General features: G+C 65.7%; 16 protein-coding genes, 1 pseudogene and 1 riboswitch. Of the genes and pseudogenes, 12 read left to right on the top strand and 5 right to left on the bottom strand.

The features are described 5' to 3' along the window. Positions 1-63: 63 nt before the first annotated feature. Entirely contained in the window at positions 64-732 is a 669-nt protein-coding gene (locus tag J7367_RS16890; protein WP_005914583.1) for a response regulator transcription factor, read from the top strand. A gap of 301 nt (positions 733-1,033) precedes the next feature. Here the strand turns inward: J7367_RS16890 and J7367_RS16885 are convergent, their stop codons facing one another. Next, complete coding sequence (locus J7367_RS16885) at positions 1,034-1,942, bottom strand: DUF4424 domain-containing protein (protein WP_176214955.1); 909 nt, start codon at positions 1,940-1,942, stop codon at positions 1,034-1,036. A gap of 561 nt (positions 1,943-2,503) precedes the next feature. Between J7367_RS16885 and J7367_RS16880 the strand changes: the two genes are divergently transcribed. After that, positions 2,504-3,067 (top strand): TlpA disulfide reductase family protein, encoded by a 564-nt coding sequence (locus tag J7367_RS16880; protein ID WP_176214957.1) that lies wholly within the window; start codon positions 2,504-2,506, stop codon positions 3,065-3,067. 3 nt (positions 3,068-3,070) lie between these two features. Next, the gene (locus J7367_RS16875; protein ID WP_005922076.1) at positions 3,071-3,274 is read left to right on the top strand and encodes a hypothetical protein; all 204 of its coding nucleotides are present in this window, start codon (positions 3,071-3,073) and stop codon (positions 3,272-3,274) included. Positions 3,275-3,479: 205 nt separating this feature from the next. Here J7367_RS16875 and J7367_RS16870 read toward each other — a convergent pair whose 3' ends face one another. After that, the gene (locus J7367_RS16870; protein ID WP_057659233.1) at positions 3,480-5,099 is read right to left on the bottom strand and encodes a family 43 glycosylhydrolase; all 1,620 of its coding nucleotides are present in this window, start codon (positions 5,097-5,099) and stop codon (positions 3,480-3,482) included. 90 nt (positions 5,100-5,189) lie between these two features. On the opposite strand from J7367_RS16870, the gene J7367_RS16865 reads away from it, so the two are divergent. The 6 genes from J7367_RS16865 to J7367_RS16840 all read left to right on the top strand — a co-directional run bounded on the left by J7367_RS16865 (position 5,190) and on the right by J7367_RS16840 (position 10,569). Beyond that, positions 5,190-5,411 carry a hypothetical protein gene (locus J7367_RS16865; RefSeq protein WP_057659234.1) on the top strand — a complete coding sequence of 74 codons (222 nt, stop codon included), beginning with the start codon at positions 5,190-5,192 and terminating at the stop codon, positions 5,409-5,411. Next, on the top strand, positions 5,408-6,415 hold the full coding sequence (locus tag J7367_RS16860) for an aldo/keto reductase (RefSeq protein WP_057659236.1): 1,008 nt from the start codon (positions 5,408-5,410) through the stop codon (positions 6,413-6,415). The genes J7367_RS16865 and J7367_RS16860 overlap by 4 nt, the downstream gene beginning before the upstream one ends. Next, complete coding sequence (locus tag J7367_RS16855) at positions 6,412-7,284, top strand: amidohydrolase family protein (RefSeq protein ID WP_022560348.1); 873 nt, start codon at positions 6,412-6,414, stop codon at positions 7,282-7,284. Before J7367_RS16860 ends, J7367_RS16855 begins: the two co-directional genes overlap by 4 nt. Beyond that, positions 7,281-8,051, top strand: a complete 771-nt coding sequence (locus J7367_RS16850; protein WP_057659238.1) for an SDR family oxidoreductase — start codon at positions 7,281-7,283, stop codon at positions 8,049-8,051. Before J7367_RS16855 ends, J7367_RS16850 begins: the two co-directional genes overlap by 4 nt. Before the next feature lie 128 nt (positions 8,052-8,179). Further along, positions 8,180-9,037 carry a fumarylacetoacetate hydrolase family protein gene (locus J7367_RS16845; RefSeq protein ID WP_007966483.1) on the top strand — a complete coding sequence of 286 codons (858 nt, stop codon included), beginning with the start codon at positions 8,180-8,182 and terminating at the stop codon, positions 9,035-9,037. A gap of 209 nt (positions 9,038-9,246) precedes the next feature. Then, positions 9,247-10,569: an L-fuconate dehydratase gene (locus tag J7367_RS16840; protein WP_057659240.1), complete on the top strand. Its 1,323-nt coding sequence runs from the start codon at positions 9,247-9,249 to the stop codon at positions 10,567-10,569. Between the two features lie 265 nt (positions 10,570-10,834). Here J7367_RS16840 and J7367_RS16835 read toward each other — a convergent pair whose 3' ends face one another. Beyond that, complete coding sequence (locus J7367_RS16835; protein ID WP_057659242.1) at positions 10,835-11,194, bottom strand: L-fucose mutarotase; 360 nt, start codon at positions 11,192-11,194, stop codon at positions 10,835-10,837. Between the two features lie 2 nt (positions 11,195-11,196). Then, a pseudogene (locus J7367_RS16830) lies at positions 11,197-12,371 on the bottom strand (sugar MFS transporter). Between the two features lie 180 nt (positions 12,372-12,551). On the opposite strand from J7367_RS16830, the gene J7367_RS16825 reads away from it, so the two are divergent. After that, positions 12,552-13,301 (top strand): helix-turn-helix domain-containing protein, encoded by a 750-nt coding sequence (locus J7367_RS16825; protein WP_022560352.1) that lies wholly within the window; start codon positions 12,552-12,554, stop codon positions 13,299-13,301. A gap of 270 nt (positions 13,302-13,571) precedes the next feature. Then, a riboswitch (yybP-ykoY riboswitch) is annotated at positions 13,572-13,732 on the top strand. Positions 13,733-13,744: 12 nt separating this feature from the next. Further along, on the top strand, positions 13,745-14,329 hold the full coding sequence (locus J7367_RS16820) for a manganese efflux pump MntP family protein (RefSeq protein WP_057659275.1): 585 nt from the start codon (positions 13,745-13,747) through the stop codon (positions 14,327-14,329). Between the two features lie 166 nt (positions 14,330-14,495). On the opposite strand, the gene J7367_RS16815 is transcribed toward J7367_RS16820, so the two are convergent. Continuing rightward, positions 14,496-17,948 carry a PAS domain-containing hybrid sensor histidine kinase/response regulator gene (locus tag J7367_RS16815; protein WP_176214956.1) on the bottom strand — a complete coding sequence of 1,151 codons (3,453 nt, stop codon included), beginning with the start codon at positions 17,946-17,948 and terminating at the stop codon, positions 14,496-14,498. Between the two features lie 724 nt (positions 17,949-18,672). Between J7367_RS16815 and J7367_RS16810 the strand changes: the two genes are divergently transcribed. Then, on the top strand, positions 18,673-21,315 hold the full coding sequence (locus J7367_RS16810; RefSeq protein ID WP_057659244.1) for a glycosyl hydrolase 115 family protein: 2,643 nt from the start codon (positions 18,673-18,675) through the stop codon (positions 21,313-21,315). The last annotated feature ends 44 nt before the right edge of the window (positions 21,316-21,359 follow it).

Genomic DNA, 21,359 nt, shown 5'->3' with positions numbered 1-21,359 from the left:
GGCAGTTAGGAATCCCCGACATCCCTTCTTTGCGAACCCCCAATCCCCAATCCCGGCCCCACCATGACCACCCTGCTAATCGCCGACGACCATCCCTTGTTCCGTGAAGCCTTGCGCGGGGCGGTGCAGCGTGTGATGCCGGGGGTAGAACTGTTCGAAGCCGATAACGTGGATGCGCTGTATAGCCTGGCCGATGCGCAACCGGACGCCGATCTGTTGCTGATGGATCTCAACATGCCCGGTGCACAGGGGTTCAGCGCATTGGTGCACATGCGCTCGCTGCATCCTCAGTTGCCGGTGGTAGTGGTCTCCGCACGCGAAGAACCCACCGTGATGCGGCGCGCCATCGACCACGGCGCGTTCGGCTTCATTCCCAAATCCGCCGATTCGGACACCATCGGGCGGGCACTGGCCACCGTGCTCGATGGCGAGCGCTGGATCCCGGCCGAGGCGCAAAACCTGCCGCCCACCGACAGCGAGGAACGCGAGGTTGGCCAGCGTCTGCGCGATCTCACGCCACAGCAATTTCGCGTGCTGCAGATGCTGGGCGCTGGACGCCTCAACAAACAGATCGCCTACGACCTGGGCGTGTCCGAAGCCACCATCAAGGCGCACGTCACCGCGATCCTGCGCAAGCTCGGCGTCACCAATCGCACCCAGGCAGTGCTGATGGCCGGCAAGCTCGCCATCGATGCCGACGGTATCGTGCTGCCGCCGCCGGAAGAAGACTAACGCGCGCAGGTGTAGGTCTGCGTGCGTTGGGGTCGATCGGGTGACGCTTGGTCGCGTCCGGCTGCGCTCCTGTCTGTGATCCCGCTACCGCGGCCGTCATCGGTGGTGGGCAATCGGCAGACGTGCCATGCAACGCAGCGTGGCACCAGCGTCGGAGCGCACCTGGGCGCGATGCGCGTTCTGGGCAACGCTTCATTTGCAGAGGACAAACGATGCGCGTTGGCGCCTACGATCGTGGTGGGCATCGCAGGTAACGCTTCGTCGCGCCCGGGTGCGCTCCCACGCTTGCTGCTTGTCGGATTTATTCCGGTGCGCGCACGAACAGGATGTTCAAATCGCGCACCGGCACGAAGTTGGCCTGCTTGAACTGGAAGGTCAGCGGGTCGATCTTTTTCAGTTCGCCATCGAAGCACAGGCTCAGGATGTCGCTGGCCGCCTGCTTGCGGATGGTCAGCTGGAAGTCCTTGATCGGGCCGTTCCAGTTTTTGCCGGTAGTGAGCACATAACGCAGGTTGGCCCATCCCAACCCGTAGTTGCCTTCGCGACGCTGCATGCTGGCTTTGGTCGCCGGTTCGATGCAGGTGTCTTTTGCATACGACTCCAGCAAGTAACTGCTGGGCTGCGGGACGCCGGTAGACAGGCTGGGTGTGTAGGTGTGACGGATCTGCACGCTTGCCTTGGCAGGAAACTTCTGCTGCCAGACGAAGTAGGCGTTGAGCGTGAAACGCGGCTGCCCATCGCCATCGACCCAGCGCGCGGGTAGCGGCTTGCGTCCCTTCGGCGGCGTGGCCGATTCGGTGAACGCGGCGACATCGTCCTGGGTCCAGCCGGTGGCGGCGAACGCCGTGGAGATGTCGCTGCCGTCATCCAGCAGCACCACCAGCTTGCGCGTGGTGGCAACCGGTTTGCCGTCGGCCCAGAGCTTGAAATCGGTCAGCGCATTGTGGTCGGCCATGCCGAAGTACATCGGCGGCATCGGGAAGGCCACCGGCACGCTCAGGTCGCGCTCGCTGGTGTTGGTGAACACATAGTCCACTTGCACGCGTTCCTCGCTGAGCAACAGCGCTTCGCGGTCCATGCTGATGTCGGGCTGATGCAGCAGGCGGATGGTGCCGTTGTCGTCGCCGAAACTGCTGTCATTGGCCTGTGCAGCACTGCAGGCAAGCAATGCCAGCACACACAGCCGGACGGAAAACGCCATTGCGCGCACTAGGTGATCCTTGTAAGGCCGGCACGGACGCACGCACCGGGCCATACAGCATGCCACGCGCGGGCACGGCTGGATGTTGGACAGCACGTAGCGCAACGCGTGCGGCAATCGCGCTGCGTCTGACATCTTTGCGGTTCTGTCGTGCTTGCCGGTGGCGTCCGCCTCGCCCACAGATCAGCCCGCACGCGAGGCGGCGACGCGTCTCGACCGCACATCCTCTCGCTCGCCTTGATGGCGGTGTTGCTGCGCGGTCCGCTCAGCGTCCTGGGTGGTTTGACGTGCGCCTGCGCTCACAACGTCATCCCATCCCTGCGTGCGCTTGTGCATCCACGCTGATGCTGCATGCACGCTCCCACGATACGCTGATTGCGCAAATGCCAATCGCGACACCACGCGTCAGTGACAAGCCCAAGCGCGAGGGCGTGATCGCATCCACAACCGCATCCCGTGCGACATCGCAATTGTCGATATCACCATTGACCATGAGCTGATGCCTGGGCAAGGCTCGAGCACCAAGGACGCTTTGGAGCTGGCATGGCGCGACGTTTCCCCTGGCTCTGGATGGGCCTGCTGGTGGCCTGTGCATTGATTGCGGTGCTGGCGTGGCAGAACCGGCAGCTGCGCGTGCAGCAGCAGTGGCTGCAGACGCGCATCAGCGCGCCGTATGACGGCATGTACGTGCCGCGTATCGAAGTGACCGATGGCGACGGCCGGCGGCACCTGCTCGGTGCGCCGCATGGGCCGGCGCAGGTGCTGTTCTTTTTCACCACTACCTGCCCGTACTGCCAGCGCTCGGCACCGACCGTGCTGCGTGCGGCGCGGGAGCTGCAGGCCAACCTTCCCGGCCGGCCGCAGCTGTTGGGCGTGGGCCATTGCGATGCCGCGCAGGCCGCGCGCTACGCACATGTGCACGGTTTCGATTTCCCGGTGGTCACGTTGACCGATCGTCGCGCGTTGATGCTGTTCCGCGCACGCAACGTGCCGCTGCTGATGGCCATCGATGGGGAGGGGCGCGTGCGTCATTCGCATCTTGGCGTTTTCGATACCACGGAGCGGGTGCAGGACCTCGTTGCCGCCTTGCGCCGCACGGACGCGCCAGCGGCTTTTGCAACAGTGAAGGAGTAATGCATGAAGAAGCGTTGGGTAAGCTTGCGTAGCGCGTTGATGGCAGCGACCTTTTTGGCCAGCACCGGGTTCGGCGCCTTCCAGGTGATGGCGGTCGACAACGCACAGCCGAAAGTCGAATCGTGTAGTGCATGGGCCTGCAAAGCCGAGTGTCCGGAGTTCGGCGGCGACCTGGGCCAGGGCAACGTCTGCTACTGCTGCGGTTAACTGCGATCGATGGAGCGACTGCGTCGCCATCGGATGCAGCAGGCAGGCGTACGGAATCGGCATGTAGCACGTACACGTTCCGATTCTTCGCGCCGTCCGCACCCGCTGACGCGGTGCGCGATGTCGGTGGTCGCTGTTACGCTTGACGGCGAGGTCCCCCCGGGCCTCGCCGTTTGACTGCAGCGCTGCGTGGCGCGCCGCGTCCTTACGTCAGCGCGCGATAGCGGAAATCGCGCAAGACCACCTCGCCTTGCTGCGCGGCATACACGCCCAATTGCAGGCTCAAAAAACCGCCGAACACGTTGTGATGGAATCCGGACACTTCCATGCGGGTGGGGTGCCGCGTCCACTGCTGGCCTGCATCGACCGAATACTCGAACCCTACGATCTGGTGATCGTTGGTCAGCCGCACGCGAATGCGCCGATGCGTATTTGGTGCGCGTGCCCACACCAGTTCCTCGGAGTATTCGTAGGTTTTCATGGTGTCGGCAGTGAAGCCGATGCCGACGAAGGCCTTATGGTTATAGAACAACACGATGCCGCCTTCGGCATTGCCGACCAGTTCCAGCGTCACCTCTGCCATGTAGGCGCGGTCGGGCACGCCGCAGGTCAGTGGCGTACTGTCGATCGGCGAGCTGCCCGCACAGGCCAGCGTCAGTGCCTTGTTCGCGCGCCGCACCCGCGCCTGTTCGCCGGGCCTGGGCGCATGCAGGCTCCATTGGGTACCGAACCTGTCGCTGGAGAAATCGTCGGACAACGCCAACCCCGTCGCCGGCGCCATGCTGCCGGCAGGCACGCGTGCCGGGGTGCGTAATGGTTTGGACAGATCGCCGCCAGTGGCGCGAAACCAGCCGTCGGCCGTCCACTCGATGGGCTCCAGCAAGGTCTGCCGCCCCAGCGTGCGAAAGCCGTTTTCGTAGCCGTGATAGACCATCCACCAGTCGCCGCGCGGCCCTTCCACCAGCGTGGCATGCCCGCGCGACCACCACGGCTCCTGGTCCGATTGGGTGCGCACCAGCGGATTGCGCGGGCAATGCTCCCACGGCCCGTGCACCGAGCGCGAACGCGCGGCGATGACCATGTGCCCGGTCACCGGCCCGGCAGTGCCGCCAACGGCGGTGACCAGGTACAGCCAACCACCGTGCCAGGTCAGCTTGGGGCCTTCGGGCGCGAAATTCTCCACGACCCAGTGGTCGGGATAGCGCCACGGCGCATAGGCCGGTTCCAGCTGCCCGTCGGTGGCCAGGCCGTCATCGCGCAGGCGTATCTTGCGGATGCCGTTGACGAACAGATAGCGCTTGCCGTCTTCGCCGACCACGTGACCGGGATCGATGCAGCCGGCGATCTTCAGATCGATCGGTGCGCTCCACGGCCCGCGGATGTCGTCGGCCCAGATCACGAAGATCGACCAGCCGGTGTCGTCCGGATTGGCCGGGATGTAGATGTAGTACCGGTCGTTGTGCTTGCACAGGTCCAGCGCCCAGATCGTGCCCAGCCCCTGATGCAGCGCCGGGCCGATCGGGGTCCAGTTGATCAGATCGGTGGAATGCCACAGCACGATGCCCGGGTAGGAGAAGAACGACGAAAACGTCATGTAGTAGTCGTCGCCATCCTTGAGGATGGTGGGGTCGGGGTGATCGCCGGCCACGATGGGATTGAGATACGTGCCGTTGCCCAGATCCGCCTTGCGCTGCCCCTCCACACCGCGCGCCCACTGCGGCGTGCCTGCGCGCTGCGTCGCCGACGCCTGGGCCGCCGCCAGCGGCGCGACCAGTGCACCGGCCGCCAGCCCCTTGAACAAATCCCGCCGTGTCGTGTCTGCCATGCATCAGCTTCGTCGAGGAAGGCAGCTATCTAGCCGCACCGGCTTTCATGCCGCAACCGCAGGCAGGGCGGTATAGGAACTGGTCATGCCATCTGCGACATCCGACATAGCGCTCCCGACCTAAACGACCATGCGCACGCCCAGACCACGGCGATGCTGCACTGCAGCGTGATCTGTTCATTGATGATTGCCATATTCATATGCGAACAGTCCGGCACCTACCGGATGGTGGACGTTGCAATGCTCAGCTTCTGTTCTACGGATTCTCCAACCACCCGCGCTGGCGTCCTGCTCGCGGAGCGGTGCGCATGAGCGGCGTGGCGCGGCAGCGTCTGGGAGGCACCGACGTGCAACTTTCTGCACTGGGCTTGGGTGCTGCCCCGATCGGCAACCTGTATACGGAAGTGGATGAAGCGGACGCACTGGCAGCGGTCGCAGGCGCGTTCGAGGCCGGCATTCGTCATTTCGATACCGCGCCTTATTACGGCTACGGGCTGAGCGAAGCGCGCCTGGGTCGTGGGCTGGCCGGCGTGCCGCGCGCGGACTATACGTTGTCGACCAAGGTTGGCCGTTGCATCTACGACGACGCCCACGCCGCTGCCGGCCGCGATGGTTTTGCGGTGGCCGGGCGGCGTGCCGAGTTCGACTACAGCGCCGACGGCGTGCGGCGCGCGTTCGCCTCCAGCCTGGAACGCCTGGGCACCGACTACATCGACGTGCTGCTGCACGACATCGGTGCGCTGACTCACGGCGACAACCACGCCAACGTCCTGCGCCAGGCCTTGGAGGAGGCCTTGCCGGCGATGGCGGAGCTGAAGGCGGCCGGTGCCTGCGGGGCGATCGGGCTGGGCGTCAACGAGCAGGACGTGGCACTGGAGGTGCTGCCGCGCTTTCCGCTCGACTGCGTGATGCTGGCCGGCCGCTACACCCTGCTGGAACAGCACGGCGCGCGCGCGCTGCTGCAGCAGGCGCAGCAACGCAATGTGGCGATCCTGTCGGCCGGCCCATACAGTTCCGGCCTGCTCAGCGACGCACGCGGCCCCGGCGCCACCTATAACTACGCCCCGGTCGACACCGCCACGCTGCAGCATGCGCAGCGGCTGTACGCGGCCTGCGCGGCGTTCGGGGTGGATATCGGTGCGGCCGCATTGCAGTTCCCGCTGGCGCACCCGGCAGTGACCACGGTGGTGGCCGGCATGCGCACCGTGGCCGAAGTGCGATCGGCTGCCACGCGGCTTGCGGCCCCGGTGCCATCGGCACTGTGGCAACGCCTGCGCGATGAGGGTCTGCTCGCTGCGGAGTTGCCCACGCCATGAGCCGGGTCGACGCGCACCTGCATTTCTGGCACTTGGCCCGTGGCGATTACCACTGGCTGACGCCCGAGCTGGCGCCGCTGTACCGCGACTTCGGCCCCGACGACGTCAGCGCTGCGCTGGACGCGGCCGCTGTCGATCACGTGGTGGTGGTGCAGGCGGCCGCCACCGAGGCGGAGACCTGCTACCTGTTCGAGCTGGCCCGCGACGATGCGCGCATTGCCGGCGTGGTGGGCTGGGTGGACTTCGCTGCGCCCGATGCCGCTGCACGCATCGGCGCACTGGTGCGCGCCGGCGGCGGCGTACTCAAGGGCCTGCGCCCGATGGTGCAGGACATCGCCGACGTGCACTGGCTGGCCAGCCCCGCATTGGATGCCGCCTTCGATGCGCTGCTGACGCATGACCTGGCCTTCGATGCATTGATCCGCGCCGTGCACGTCCCGGCACTGCAGGCGCGCTTGAAGCGCCATCCGGCATTGCGCGTGGTGGTCGATCACGGCGGCAAACCGCAGATTGCGGCGGGCGAATTCGTTGCCTGGGCCGCCGGCATGGCTGCCCTGGCCCAGCATCCCAACGTGTATTGCAAACTCTCCGGGCTGCTGACCGAAGCCGCGCGCGGCGCTGGCATCGACGCGCTGGAGCCGTATGTGGCGCACCTGTTCGCCCGCTTCGGCGCGCAGCGGCTGCTATGGGGCAGCGATTGGCCGGTGCTGAGCCTGCGCGCCGATTACGCGCAGTGGTTCGCGCTCGCCCAGCAACTCGTCACCCGGCATGCCGCCGAGCACGCGGCAGCCATCTTCGGCGACAACGCACGCACGTTCTATCGTCTGCCACGGCCGGCGGCCCCCACCCACGGAACTTCATCGGTATGACTGTCTCGATTCCCACCACTTCCAATAACCGCCTGCAGGGCAAGCGTTGCCTGATCACCGCCGCCGGCGCCGGCATCGGTCGCGAAAGTGCGCTGGCCTGCGCACGCGCCGGTGCACAGGTGATCGCCACCGACATCGACGCCGGGGCCTTGCAGGCACTGGCCGCCGAATCCGATGCCATCACCACCCAACTGCTCGACGTCACCGATGCTGCCGCGATCAACGCGTTGATCGCCGCACACGGCCCGTTCGATGTGTTGTTCAACTGCGCCGGCTTCGTGCATCAGGGCAGCATTCTCGACTGCGACGAGCCGGCGTGGCGCCGCTCGTTCTCGATCAACGTCGATGCGATGTACTACACCTGCAAGGCGGTGTTGCCGGGCATGCTCGAACGCGGCCGCGGCAGCATCATCAACATGTCCTCGGTGGCTTCCAGCATCAAGGGCGTGCCGAACCGCTTCGTCTACGGCGTGACCAAGGCCGCGGTGATCGGCCTGAGCAAGGCGATCGCGGCCGACTACGTGGCGCAGGGCGTGCGTTGCAACGCGATCTGCCCGGGCACCATCAAGACGCCGTCGCTGGGCGAGCGCGTCAAGGCCCTGGGCGGCGACGAACAGGCGGTGTGGAAGAGCTTCACCGACCGCCAGCCGATGGGCCGCCTGGGCGACCCAGGCGAGATTGCGCAGCTGGTGATGTACCTGGCTTCGGACGAATCCTCCTTCACCACCGGCCAGACCCACATCATCGATGGCGGCTGGTCCAACTGAGTGCGGCAACGCGTGCTGCGATCTGTCGCATGTGCCCGCGTCGAGATGAGCACACCGTCCTTACCCACCCGATGCATGCGCGCTAGGTTTGCTAGCCGCTCCCCTTCTCATCTGCAAAGGAAGACCGCATGAAACTCGTACGCATTGGCGCCGAAGGCCACGAACGCCCCGGCCTGATCGATAGCCAAGGCCGCATCCGCGACCTCAGCGGTGTGATCGACGATGTGGCAGGCGAACACATCACCGCCGCCGGCCTGGAAAAACTGCGCGCACTGGATGTGGCCACGCTGCCGTTGATCGAAGGCGAGGTGCGTTACGGCGCTGCGGTGGGCCGCATCGGTAAATTCATCTGCGTTGGCTTGAACTACGCCGACCACGCCGCCGAATCGGGCATGGAAGTGCCCAAGATGCCGATTCTTTTCATGAAGGCCACCACGGCGGTGTGCGGCCCCAATGACACGGTGATCATCCCGCGCGGGTCGGTGAAGAGCGACTGGGAAGTGGAGCTGGGCGTGGTGATCGGCGATGTGGCGCGCGATGTCTCGGTGGACCAAGCGCTGAATCATGTGGCTGGCTACGCCGTGATCAACGACCTGTCCGAGCGCGAATTCCAGCTCGAACATGGCGGCCAGTGGGTCAAGGGCAAGAGCGCGGACACGTTCGGTCCGATCGGCCCGTGGCTGGTCACCCGCGACGAAATCGCCGACCCGCAGAACCTGTCGATGTGGCTGGAGGTCAACGGCCACCGCTACCAGAACGGCAGCACGCGCACGATGGTGTTCGGCGTGGCCGAGCTGGTCAGCCACATCAGCCGCTACATGACGCTGATGCCGGGCGATGTGATCAGCACCGGCACTCCACCGGGCGTGGGCCTGGGCCAGAAGCCGCCGGTCTACCTCAAACCGGGCGATGTGATGGAACTGGAGATCGAAGGCCTGGGTCGTCAGCGTCAGCCGGTCGTGGCGCATCCGCGCGATGCGGGTTGAGGATGTTTGCTGGCGAAGACCTTGATCGTCGTACGAGCAACATTGCGCTTAACGCGAGTGGCTATTTTCCGCATGACGCAACCTGAAGCCCCTCTCCCCTCGGGAGAGGGGCTTCAGCGCAGCTCCCCGTGGTCGTCTTTCGTCATCGCTTAATTCCAGCATTTTTATTTCATCCGTTTTATTTCCCGCCTTCCATCGCCAGGACTTTCATGAGCACCATCGTCGCCCTCGATACCCACGACGTCCGCTTCCCCACCTCGCGTGAGCTGGATGGGTCGGATGCGATGAATCCCGATCCCGATTACTCGGCGGCCTACGTCGTGCTGCGCACCGATGCGGCCGATGACCTGGCCGGTTACGGCCTGGTTTTCACCATCGGCCGCGGCAACGACGTGCAGACCGCTGCGGTGGCGGCACTGGCCGAGCATGTGGTCGGCCTGCGCGTAGAAGATGTCATCGCCGATCTGGGCGCATTCGCGCGCCGGCTCACCAACGACTCGCAGCTGCGCTGGCTCGGCCCGAAGAAGGGCGTGATGCACATGGCCATCGGCGCGGTGATCAACGCCGCGTGGGATCTGGCTGCACGCGTTGCGAAAAAGCCGCTGTGGCGCTTCATCGCCGAACTCACGCCCGAGCAGTTGGTCGACACCATCGACTTCCGCTACCTCACCGACGCGCTCACCCGCGACGAGGCGCTGGCGATCCTGCGCGCTGCGCAGCCGCAGCGCGCGCAACGCATCGCCACGCTGATCGAGCAAGGCTACCCCGCCTACACCACCTCGCCCGGCTGGCTCGGCTACTCGGACGAGAAGCTGGTGCGGCTGGCCAAGGAAGCGGTGGCCGACGGCTTCCGCACCATCAAGCTCAAGGTCGGCGCCAACGTGCGCGACGACGTTCGTCGCTGCCGCCTCGCGCGCGCAGCCATTGGCCCGGACATCGCCATGGCAGTCGATGCCAATCAGCGCTGGGATGTGGGCCCGGCGATCGACTGGATGCGCCAGCTGGCCGAATTCGACATCGCCTGGATCGAAGAACCCACCAGCCCGGACGACGTGCTCGGCCATGCCGCCATCCGTCAGGGCATCGCTCCGGTGCCGGTCTCCACGGGCGAACACACGCAGAACCGGGTGGTGTTCAAGCAGTTGCTGCAGGCCGGTGCGGTGGACCTGATCCAGATCGATGCCGCGCGCGTGGGCGGGGTCAACGAAAATCTCGCCATCCTGCTGCTGGCCGCCAAGTTCAACGTGCGCGTATTCCCGCACGCTGGCGGCGTCGGTCTATGCGAGTTGGTGCAGCATCTGGCGATGGCCGATTTCGTGGCCATCACCGGCAAGATGGAAGACCGCGCGATCGAATTCGTCGACCATCTGCACCAGCACTTCCTGGATCCGGTGCGCATCCGCCACGGCCGCTATCTCGCCCCGGAAGCCGCTGGTTTCTCCGCAGAAATGCACGCCGCCTCGATTGCGGAGTTCAGCTATCCGTGCGGGCGGTTCTGGGTGGAGGATCTGGCGGCCAGCGCCAAGACCTGAGTCCGCGTTCCCTCATCCGCCCTTCGGGCACCTTCTCCCGCGCGCGGGAGAAGGAAGTCGTCGGTCGCCCGGGATAGCGGGGTCATAGGTCTACGAGGTCGCGCAACGCCAACCGCTGGCCACAGCGCACTGCAGATGCCCGGCCGGAGGGTCCATCCCACCACGCCCGAGCCAAACCGAACCACGCACCTCTCCGGCCTGTGCCAGATCACGTCCTTCTCCCGCCTGCGGGAGAAGGTGCCCGCAGGGCGGATGAGGGCGCGGCCTAGCGCTGCGCGTCGATCGCCTCACTCAGCGCAAAGATCCGCCCGGCCTGCCGCCATTTCTCGCCTGGGACACTGCCAGGCAGCGGCTTCTGAAACCGCCACATCAACTGCTCCCACGCCTGAATGCGCGGGTCGGCTGCATCGCGCGCCGCCTTGGCGGCCGGATCGTAGTCCTCGCGCACCTGCATCAGCATCACCAGCCGATCGCCGCTGCGAAAGATCTCCAATTCCAGAATGCCGGCCTGCTGCAGGGAGGCCACCACTTCCGGCCATACCTCGGTGGGCTGATGCCAGCGCTCGTATTCGGCCATCAGCGCCGCATCGTCGTGTAGATCCAGCACATAACAAAGACGCGGCATGCTCAGGCTCCTGCAACGACGGGCGCCGCGCGGCGGGCGCGCAATGCGAACGACAAAATCACCGCAAAGCACGCACCCGGCACCACCATCGCCCAGTGGATGCCGGCCATGTCCGACACCGCGCCCATCACCGCCGTGAGCAAGGCACCGCCGATGATGGACATCACCAGCATGGACGAGCCCAGCTTGCGTGCATCGTCGTGCATGCCGTCCAGGCCCAGCGCAAAAATGGTCGGGAACATCACCGACATGAACACGCTCGCCGCCACCAGCGCATACAACCCGATCCACCCGGGTAGTGCGATGGCCACCGCGCACAAGATCAGATTGATCACGGCAAAACTCGCCAACAGCTTGGCAGGCGCCAGGTAACGCAACAGCGCGGTGCCGATGAAGCGGCCGGCCATGAACAGCACCAGCGAGATGGTCAGATAGGTCGCAGCGGTTCGCTGAAGCGTGCGCGCCTGGGCGCACCGCCGGTGTCTGCGTCCGCCGCGCCGCTGGGAAAACGCACCAGCGCGATCAGGATCGCCCACAGCACCACCACCGCACCGATGATCAGGTATGGCATCTGCACGGCCGCCGATTCAGTGGCGAAGAACGCCTCGCGCGCGGCCGGCGCCATCGCGGCCAGTTCGGCCGGGGTGTGCTCCACGCCGGAGAAGATGAAGTGCTGGCCGACCAGCACGCCGGTAATCGAGCCCAGCGGGTTGAACGCCTGCGCAAGGTTCAAGCGCCGCGCCGCGCCATCGGCCGGACCGAGGACGGTCACCAGCGGGTTGGCCGTGGTTTCCAGGAACGCCAGGCCGCTGGCGATCACAAACAGCGCCAGCAGGAACAGCCAGTAGGTGTGCACCTGCGCGGCCGGATAGAACAGGAAGGCGCCGCAGGCGTACAGCAGCAGGCCCAGCACCACCGCGGCCTTGTAGCTGTGCCGGCGCATGAACATCGCCGCCGGCATCGCAAACACGAAATAGCCCATGTAGAACGCGCTTTGCACCAGCCCGGCCTGCAGGTCGGTCAGTTCGAACGCCTTCTTGAACTGCTTGATCAGGATGTCGTTGAGGTTGTTGGCCATGCCCCATAGAAAGAACAGGCTGACGATCAACAACAGGGGAACCATGGCGGTGCGCGCCAGGTTGCCGCGCGGCGACGCGGCAATGTCACTGTGATGCATGCGACCGTTCCCCTCCCAAGGCTGTGGCGCTTGCGTTGCAATCGAGCGAGCGTACTGCGCAGGCCAGCGCCATGCAAATATAAAATCTTTGTTTATATTTGCACCAAGAGACCTCCACCGCCGCCGTGCCTGCGATGCCTGTACCCTGGCGCGCCGCACCTTGCATGGACCCGCAAACGGATGAGCACCGAACCCGCCAAGTACCGCGCACCCGCCCTGGACAAGGGGCTGGACATCCTGGAATTGCTCGCCCGTCAGGCGCAGCCGATGAGCATGGGGGCGATCTCGCAGGGTATCGGGCGTTCGCGCGGGGAAATCTTTCGCATGCTGCAGGTGCTGGAAGAACGCGGTTACCTCACGCGCGATGGCGAGGGCGACTACGTGCTGACCAACCGCCTGTTCATGCTCGGCATGCAGCAGCCGCAGGTGCAAAGCATCAGCGAAGCCGCTTTGCCGGTGATGCGGCGCTTGTCCGATACGATCTATCAGCCGTGCCACCTGGTCGCGCCATCCGGCGACCAGATCGTGGTGATCGCGCAAATGGACGTGCCCAGCGACCTGGGCCTGGTGGTACGCCCGGGGCATCGTCGCCCGTTGACGCATTCCAGCTCCGGACTGGTGCTGTTCGCGTTCCAGCAGCCGGAGGTGCAGGCGCGCTGGCTGGACATGCTCGAGGCCAGCGACGTGCCATTCGAGCGCGCGCAGTTCCTGGCCGCCGCCGCGCAGGCGCGCCGCGATGGCTATGCCATGCAGCCCAGCGAAGCGGTGGTGGGCGTGGTCGATCTGACTGCACCGATCCTGCAGCGCGGCAGCGCCACCTACACGCTCACGGTGCCCTTCATCGAACGGCGCCCTGCGCTGGTGAGTCCGCAAGCGGCGTTGCAGGCCCTGTGCGCGGCAACCGCCGAGATTTCCAGCGCGCTGCATTAGCGACGTGCGCGACCGGCGCATGCGCGCCATCGCCTACCCGCGCGTTTCCAGGCGGCACACTCCTGCGCGACGCCGCATCGCCTGTTGCCTGCCACTGCGCGCCGCACGTCGATGCCTGCGATGTAAAGGAATACACCCCGTATTGGGCAGCTTGAAGAAGCGGGCAGGCAGCACGCACGGCGCCCGCATAGCCACGGCTATAAAGATCAGACCGACCTTCGCGTGCAGTGCAAACGCACCGAACGCGGCAATGCGTTGATACACTGCGCGCCCCTTGGGGAGTAGCCTGCTTTCGTCATCGAAAGCGCCTGCATCAACATACTCGGCCAGTGCGCCGTGGTGCAGGCAACCAGTTTCGGTTTGGCGAGACCAACGGCATGCGTGCACGACGACGGTTGGCGCGGGCGCATGTCGTTGTGACCGTGCCCAACCCGAGAGTGTCGATGTCTCCTTTTTCCATTGTGTTGATCGGTTTTGCGATGTCGACCGATGCGTTTGCCGCGGCGATCGGCAAGGGCGCGGCGATGCGCAAGCCGCAGTGGCGCGACGCGCTACGCGCCGGCCTGATCTTCGGCTGCATCGAAGCCATCACCCCGGTGATCGGCTGGCTGCTGGGCCGTGCCGCATCCAGTTATGTGTCTGCCTACGATCACTGGATCGCCTTCGTGCTGCTGGGCGCATTGGGCACGCACATGATCGTGGCCGGCCTGCGCAACGGGCCGGAGGATGCCGACGATGCAGCCTCCGACACGCCGAAACGGCACGGCTTGCTGGGCTTGGCCACGACGGGTTTTGCCACCAGCATCGATGCGATGGCGGTCGGCGTCAGCCTGGCGTTTCTGGATGTGCACATCGGCGTGGTGGCGGTGGTGGTGGGCCTGTGCACCTTCAGCATGGTCACTGCCGGCGTGATGCTGGGCCGCGCGCTCGGCAATCTGATCGGCAAGCGCGCCGAAATCCTGGGTGGATTGATCCTGGTGATCGTCGGCAGCGTGATTCTTTACGAGCACCTGGGCGGTGCGGCGTAGCCGTAGGAGCGCACCTGGGCGCGGCGGGTTTTCTTGGTAAAGCCGCCATCGCGCCCGGGTGCGCTCCTACGCTGCGTGGGCGTGCGAACCGCACGCGATCGGCATCATGGAATGCGTGATCGCTGCGGCGTGCATCCCCGCATGTCGCGATGCACAGGTGCACCTGTCAGCGTGTCTTTGCATCGTGATGCGCGCTCAGGAACGCGCGCAGCGAGGCCGGCTTCACCGGCTTGGTCAGCAGCCGATAACCGCGTTCGCGCGCAAGCTGCTTGAGTTCGTCGCGGCCATCGGCGGTGAGCAAGGCGCCGGCGATCGGTGCGGGTGCGGCGGCCTGCACCGCATCGAGCGTGTCCAGGCCATCCATGCGGTCGTGCAAGTGGTAATCCACCAGCATCAGGTCCGGCTGTTCGCGCGCACGTTCCAGTGCCTGGTCCACGGTGCTGGCGGTGATCACCTCCACCTGCCAGCGGCCGAGCAGCGCGCGCATGCCATCGAGAATTTCGCGGTCGTTATCCACGCACAGCACGCGCAGGCCGGCCAGCGAATCGCCACTGCGCGATGCACGTGCAGCCGTCACCGGCAACAGCGGTGCCACCGGAACCGGCGCCACACGCGGCAACAGGATCGAGAACATGCTGCCGCGGCCGACCTGGCTGCGCGCGCTCAGGTCGTGATCGAGCAGGCGCGAGATGCGTTGGCAAATCGACAGACCCAACCCCAGACCCTGCTCGCCCCAATCGAAGGGCTGCTGATAGCGGCGAAATTCTTCGAAGATCTGCCGCATGTGGTGTTCGGGAATGCCCGGGCCGGTGTCCCACACCTGCAGCTCCACCTGCTGCCCGCGCCCGCGCATGCCCAGCACGATGCGGCCCTGACGCGTGTAGCGCAGCGCATTGGCCAGGAAGTTCTGCATCACCCGGCGCAGCAGACGGCGGTCGCTGCGCACCCAGATCGCGCGCACATGAACCTGTAGCTGAAGACCGCGGCTGGCCGCCACCGGCGCGTATTGCGCGGCCAGCTCGTGCATCAGCGCGCTGGCGTCGAAATCCTCGACCGTGGGACGCAACCCGCCGGCATCCAGGCGCGAGACGTCGAGCAGGCCGTCCAGCAGTTCTTCGGCCGCACGCAGCGAGGCGTCCACGCGTTCGGCCAGATGCCGTTGCTCTTCGTTGTTCTGATGGCTCTCGCGCAAGGCCGAGGCGAACAGACGCGCGGCGTTGAGCGGCTGCAACACGTCGTGGCTGATCGCCGCCAGAAAGCGGGTCTTGGATTGTTGCGCCAGCTCGGCTTCGCGCGAACGATCGGCGACGCGCTGCTCCAGATTTTCGTTGGCGTCCAGCAACGCGCGTTCGGCGCGCTTGTAGTCGGTGATGTCGTTGTAGCTGGTGACGTAGCCACCGCCCGGCAGCGCCTGGCCGCGCATCTCGATCACCTTGCCGTCGCTGCGGGTGCGTTCGAACACATGCGGCGAGCCGGCGCGCATATGCCGGATACGCCGATCGATCTGGTCTTCGATATCGCCCTCGCCCAGTTCGCCGCGCTCGGCGTTGTAGCGGATCAGATCGGCCACCGGCCGGCCCACATACAACATGCCATCGGGATAGCCGAACAACTGCTGATAACGCCGGTTCCAGGCGGTCAAGCGCATGTCCGGGTCGACCACGCTGACCGCGGCGCTGATGTTTTCCAGCGTGGTGGACAAAATCTCGCGATTGAAGCGCAGCTCCTGGCCGGCTTCGTCCAGCACCGCCACCACTTCGCCCAGTTCCATGCCCGAACCGCGCAACAGGCTGGTCAGCACCAGGCGCGCGGAGGCGGCGCCGATGGAGGCGGCGAGCAGGCGTTCGGTGAACTGCACCCAGGCGCGGTCGGCCACCACGGTGGGCTGCAGCTCGCGTTCCAGCAGCGAGGCCTGGTCGACGAAAGCGCGATGCGCGTGCCGTTCGCCCACCACACGCTCGGCCAGCGCCTGCAGATCGGCCACGCGCACATGCCCCGGCCAGTCGCCGGCCACCGCCGGGCGCTGCGCGTACGGGTCCAGGAACGGCGCTGCACGCAGCCGCTCGTCCACGCCGGGACGCCAGCGCGCGGAGACCAGCATCATCGCGCCCACGTTGATCAGCAGCGACCAGAACGTGCCATGCGCCAGCGGGTCCCAGCCGCGCATGCCGAACAGCTGCTGCGGCTGCAGCCAGGCGATGCCGAACGGCCCGTCCACCAGCCAGTCCGTCTGTAGCCAGCCGGCGCGCGTGGCCGCCGGCAGCAGCAGCGTGTAGATCCAGGTCATGAAGCCGAGCGCCATGCCGGTCTCCACGCCCTTGCGGCTGGCACCACGCCAATACAGCCCGCCGATCACACCGGGCGCGAACTGCGCCACTGCGGCAAATGCCATCAGCCCGTACGCAGCCAACGTGGTGTCGTTGGCGACGCTGCGGTGATATCCGTAGGCAATGAGCGCCAGCAGCAGGATGGCAACACGTCGGATCCACAACACGCGCGAGGCCACCGCCGCGCGCGCATCGGCGCTGCCGCGGCGACGCAGCAGCACCGGCATCACCAGGTCGTTGCTGACCATGGTGGCCAGCGCGATGCTGGCCACGATCACCATGCCGGTGGCCGCCGAAAACCCGCCCACATACGCCACCAGCGCCAGCACCGTATTGCCCTGGCTGAGCGGCAATGCCAGCACCACCGCATCGTCCACCACCGCACTGCCCTTGCCGAACAGTGCGATGCCGGCCGAGGCGATCGGCACCACCATCGCCGAGATGATCACCAGATAGGCGCCGAAGAACCAACGCGCCCGGCGGATATCGCCAACGTCGCTGCATTCGACCACCGCCACATGAAACTGGCGCGGCAGGCAGATCACGGCCAGAAAACTCAGCAGTGTCTGCGAAATGAAGCCCACCGACGGCGTGTGCTCGAACAGCGTGCGCGCCGAATCGGCGATATGCAGTTGGTGCTCGCTCAACCACAGCCACGCGAACAGCCCCACCGCCACGATGGCGACCAGCTTGATCACCGACTCCAGCGCGATCGCCAGCATCATGCCGCGGTGGTGTTCGGTGGCATCCACCTGGCGGGTGCCGAACAAGGTGGCGAACAAGGCCATCAGCAATGCCACATACAACGCCGGGTCGGCGAAGATGCCGCGCCCGGCGCTGCTATGCCCGGTCAACACTTCCAGGCTCATCGCCACCGCTTTGTATTGCAGGGCCAGATACGGAACGATGCCGATCAGCGCGATCACCGCCACCAACGCGGCCAGCCGGCGCGAACGGCCGTAGCGCGAGGAGATGAAATCGGCGATGGAGACGGTGTTTTCGGCGCGCGCGATCAGTGCCAGGCGCTCGATGATGCGCCAGCCGAACAGCAGCAACAGCAGCGGGCCCAGATAGATCGGCAGGTAGCCGATGCCATTGCGCACCGCCGAGCCGACCGCGCCGTAGAAGGTCCACGACGAGCAATACACCGCCAGCGCCAGGCTGTAGACCGCCGGCCGCAGCCACGGCCGCTCCGGATAGAGCGGACGGCGGTCGCCCCACCACGCCACCCCGAACAGCAGCGCCGCGTAACCAAGGGACACCAACAGCAGGATCCAGTTCGAGACCAACATGTCCTCCGACGTGGCGCAGCGCCAGCGGTGGAGTTTACGCAGTCGCGCACATTGGCGTTACAAGCGCGGCAGCCGGGCCGGGCGGGGCCTGCCGTGCGGTTTGCATCGGCATGCGCGCTCGCCCTGCCGGGCTGCTCAAGGCCGTGGTGGAAAGCGCTGACGCCGCCTCTGCCGGGCATTGGCATCGCAGACGCGCAGACATGCCCGCGCCGACTGCGGGCATGTCTGTAGTTGGTTTGCCGCCACCGGTGCGGCCCCCATGGCCTGCTCACGCATGCCAGCACGGTTGAACCGCGCCGCCGCCATCGCCGCGATCGGCGAAAACAGGGCCGCGAGAGACACTGCCTGCGCAGGGAAGTGAGACCTCCACCCCGCAGCCGCGCTTGCCAGCCGGCTTGATGTTAGCGCTAACACGACATACTGTCTGACCACCTCGAATCGGACGATGTGCCAAAGCCCTTCGTTGCTCGATGTCGTCTTGCATGACAGCAATGCCCGCCACGCAACGCCATCTTGCGCCACCGCGTGATCCGATGACTGCTGCAGTGCAGCGACGGCAGTCACCGTATCGCGATGCGCGTTCATCACAACGCGATGGAACGCGCCCTCTCGTGCAGGCGCGGCGCATACCGGTGGTGCATCGGCCGCGCCCGCCGCTTGGCAGTGCCGTCGATACGCGTGTCGCACCCATCCAGAAACCAGCACCGCATGTGTGGGAGAGCCCATGTCCGTTCAAGCAAGAAGCCAGATCTCGTCAATTGCGCCGTCGGGCATGCGATTCCTGCTGATCATCGCGGCCGGCCTTTTCGCTGCCGACGGTGCCTGGGCCTGTACCACGCCAGTGTCGGTGTGCGAACGCGACAGCGCCGGTGCGTTTGCACTGATCCGCTCGGAGGTACCTGCCACGGTCGTGGTCGATGCCTCGGCCGATTCCGCGGTGCGATCGGCGGCCGGCAATTTCGCAGCCGACCTGCAACGGGTTGCCGGCCGCACCAGTGGCGTGGGCACCGATCTGGCAAGCGTTCGCGGAACGGCCGTGATCGTTGGCACGCTCGGCCAGAGTCCGATCATCGATGTGCTCATCGCCGCCGGGAAAATCGACAGGCGCGCCTTGCTGCAGCGCTGGGAGGCGTACACGCAAATTGTCGTCGATCGCCCCACGCCGCAGATCGATCGGGCGCTCGTCATCGTCGGCGCCGATCGCCGTGGCGCGGTATTCGGTACCTACGATGTCTCGGAGAAGATTGGCGTGTCGCCGTGGTACTGGTTCGCCGACGTCGCGACGGCGCATCGATCCAACCTGTTCGTCACCCGCGGCAGCGTGTCCGATGCGCCGAAGGTGCGCTACCGCGGATTCTTCATCAACGACGAAGACCCTGCCTTGAAGGGCTGGGCGACGAAGAAATTCGGTGGCGTCAATGCGAAGATGTACGCGCATGTCTTCGAGCTGGGCCTGCGCATGAAGGCCAACTATCTGTGGCCGGCGATGTGGGGCAAGGCATTCAATGTCGATGATCCCGACAACATGGTGCTGGCCGATCAGATGGGCATCGTCATGGGCACCTCCCATCATGAGCCGATGATGCGTGCGCAGAAGGAGTGGCACCTCAAGAGCATTCCCAACAGCGGCGGCGCCTGGGACTACACCAGCAATGCCGCCAACCTGCGCGCCTTCTGGCAGGGCGGCATTGCGCGGATGATGTCCAAGGGCGGTGGCCAACGCTACGACAGCCTGGTGACCGTCGGCATGCGCGGCGATGGCGACGAACCGATGGCCGAGAGTACGGCCAGCCATTTGCTGGAAAAGGTTGTGGCCGACCAGCGCGCCATCATCGCCGATGTGACGAAGGCACCGGCCGCGCAAACGCCGCAGGTCTGGGCGCTCTACAAGGAAGTGCAGGACTACTACGACCACGGAATGCAGGTGCCCGACGATGTCACGCTGCTGTTTTCCGACGACAACTGGGGCCAGATCCGCCGCCTTCCGGTCACCGACCTGCAGCGCGCCGGCGGGTATGGCGTGTACTACCACTTCGATTATGTGGGCGTGCCGCGCAACTACAAATGGATCAATACCAATCAGATCGAAAAGATCTGGCAGCAGATGGATCTGGCCTATCAGCGCGGCGCACGGCAACTGTGGGTGGTCAACGTCGGCGATATCAAGCCGATGGAATATCCACTGAGTTTTTTCCTGAAGATGGCCTGGAATCCGGAAGCGATGACGCCCGGCGCACTTGCGGCGCATCCGCAGCAGTGGGCGCAGGAATCGTTCGACGCGGCGCATGCCGCACGCATCGGAGAGCTGATCACCCGCTACAGCATGCTGGTTGCAAGGAGAAAGCCGGAACTGGTCGATCAGGACAGCTTCGCCCTGGGCGAAGGTGCGCCGGCCAAGCTGGATGGCGGCGAGTTCGGCGCCATCGTTGCGCAATGGCAGGCGCTTGAGCAGCGCATGCTCGGCGTCAAGGCGAGTTTGCCCGCCGACCAGCAAGACGCCTATTACCAGCTGGTCGAATACCCAATCGCGGCCGTCTCCAATCTCTACCAGCTCTATTACGCGGCCGCATGGAACAAGCGCCTGGCCGCACGCAACGATGCACGTGCCAATTACTTCGCCGACATGGTCGAAACCACCTTCGAGCGCGATAGGGCACTGACACAGCGCTACCACGCGATCAACGGCGGCAAATGGGACGGCATGATGAATCAGGTCCACATGAGCTATGTGATCTGGAACGACCCCACCCAGCAGTCCATGCCCTCGATCAGCCGCGTTGGCGGCGATACGCCGCCCGACCGGATCGCACGCTCCATCGCGTTCGCGCCGCCTGCCCCGCAAACGCCAGGGGTACTCTCGCTCGAAGCGCCCATGTTCTCGCGGGTCATCGCCAACAAGGGGCTGCAATGGAGGGCGATCCCCGCGCTGGGACGCACCCAGGGCGCCCTGGTCGCGCTGCCACAGGGGCAGCCTGCCACCACGGCCGAAGACCGTGTCGCAGTGGAGTACGACGTGGTGGTCACCACGCCGGGCCCTGCAACGCTCGGCCTGTATCTTGCGCCCACACTGGAGACGTCCAACCGCGGGCCGCTGCGCCTCGGCGTCTCCATCGACGACGGTCCGGTGACCACCGTCAACTGGGAGCTGCACCCGACCGGCGGGGCGCAGAACACGCCCGCCGAAAAAGCCTGGGCAACCGCGGTACGGGACAATGCGGTGTTCGTCTCGGCGCAGATGGGCGCGCTGGCGAAGGGTCGGCACACGATCAAGGTCTTCAGGATCGACGACAACATCGTCCTGGAGAAGCTCGTGCTGAGCACCGTGCCGGTGCCTGCGTCCTATCTGGGGCCAGCGCCGACGCGCTGATGCGAGCCAGCAGGAGGGCGTCGCAAGCGCGCTCGCGCTGCTTC

The sequence above is a fragment of the Xanthomonas sp. D-36-1 genome, assembly GCF_017746155.1.
In the GTDB taxonomy this organism is placed as follows: Bacteria; Pseudomonadota; Gammaproteobacteria; order Xanthomonadales; family Xanthomonadaceae; genus Xanthomonas; species Xanthomonas cissicola.
The sequence above is the reverse complement of the archived record's forward strand: the minus strand, read 5'-3'. Positions and strand labels throughout refer to the sequence as shown.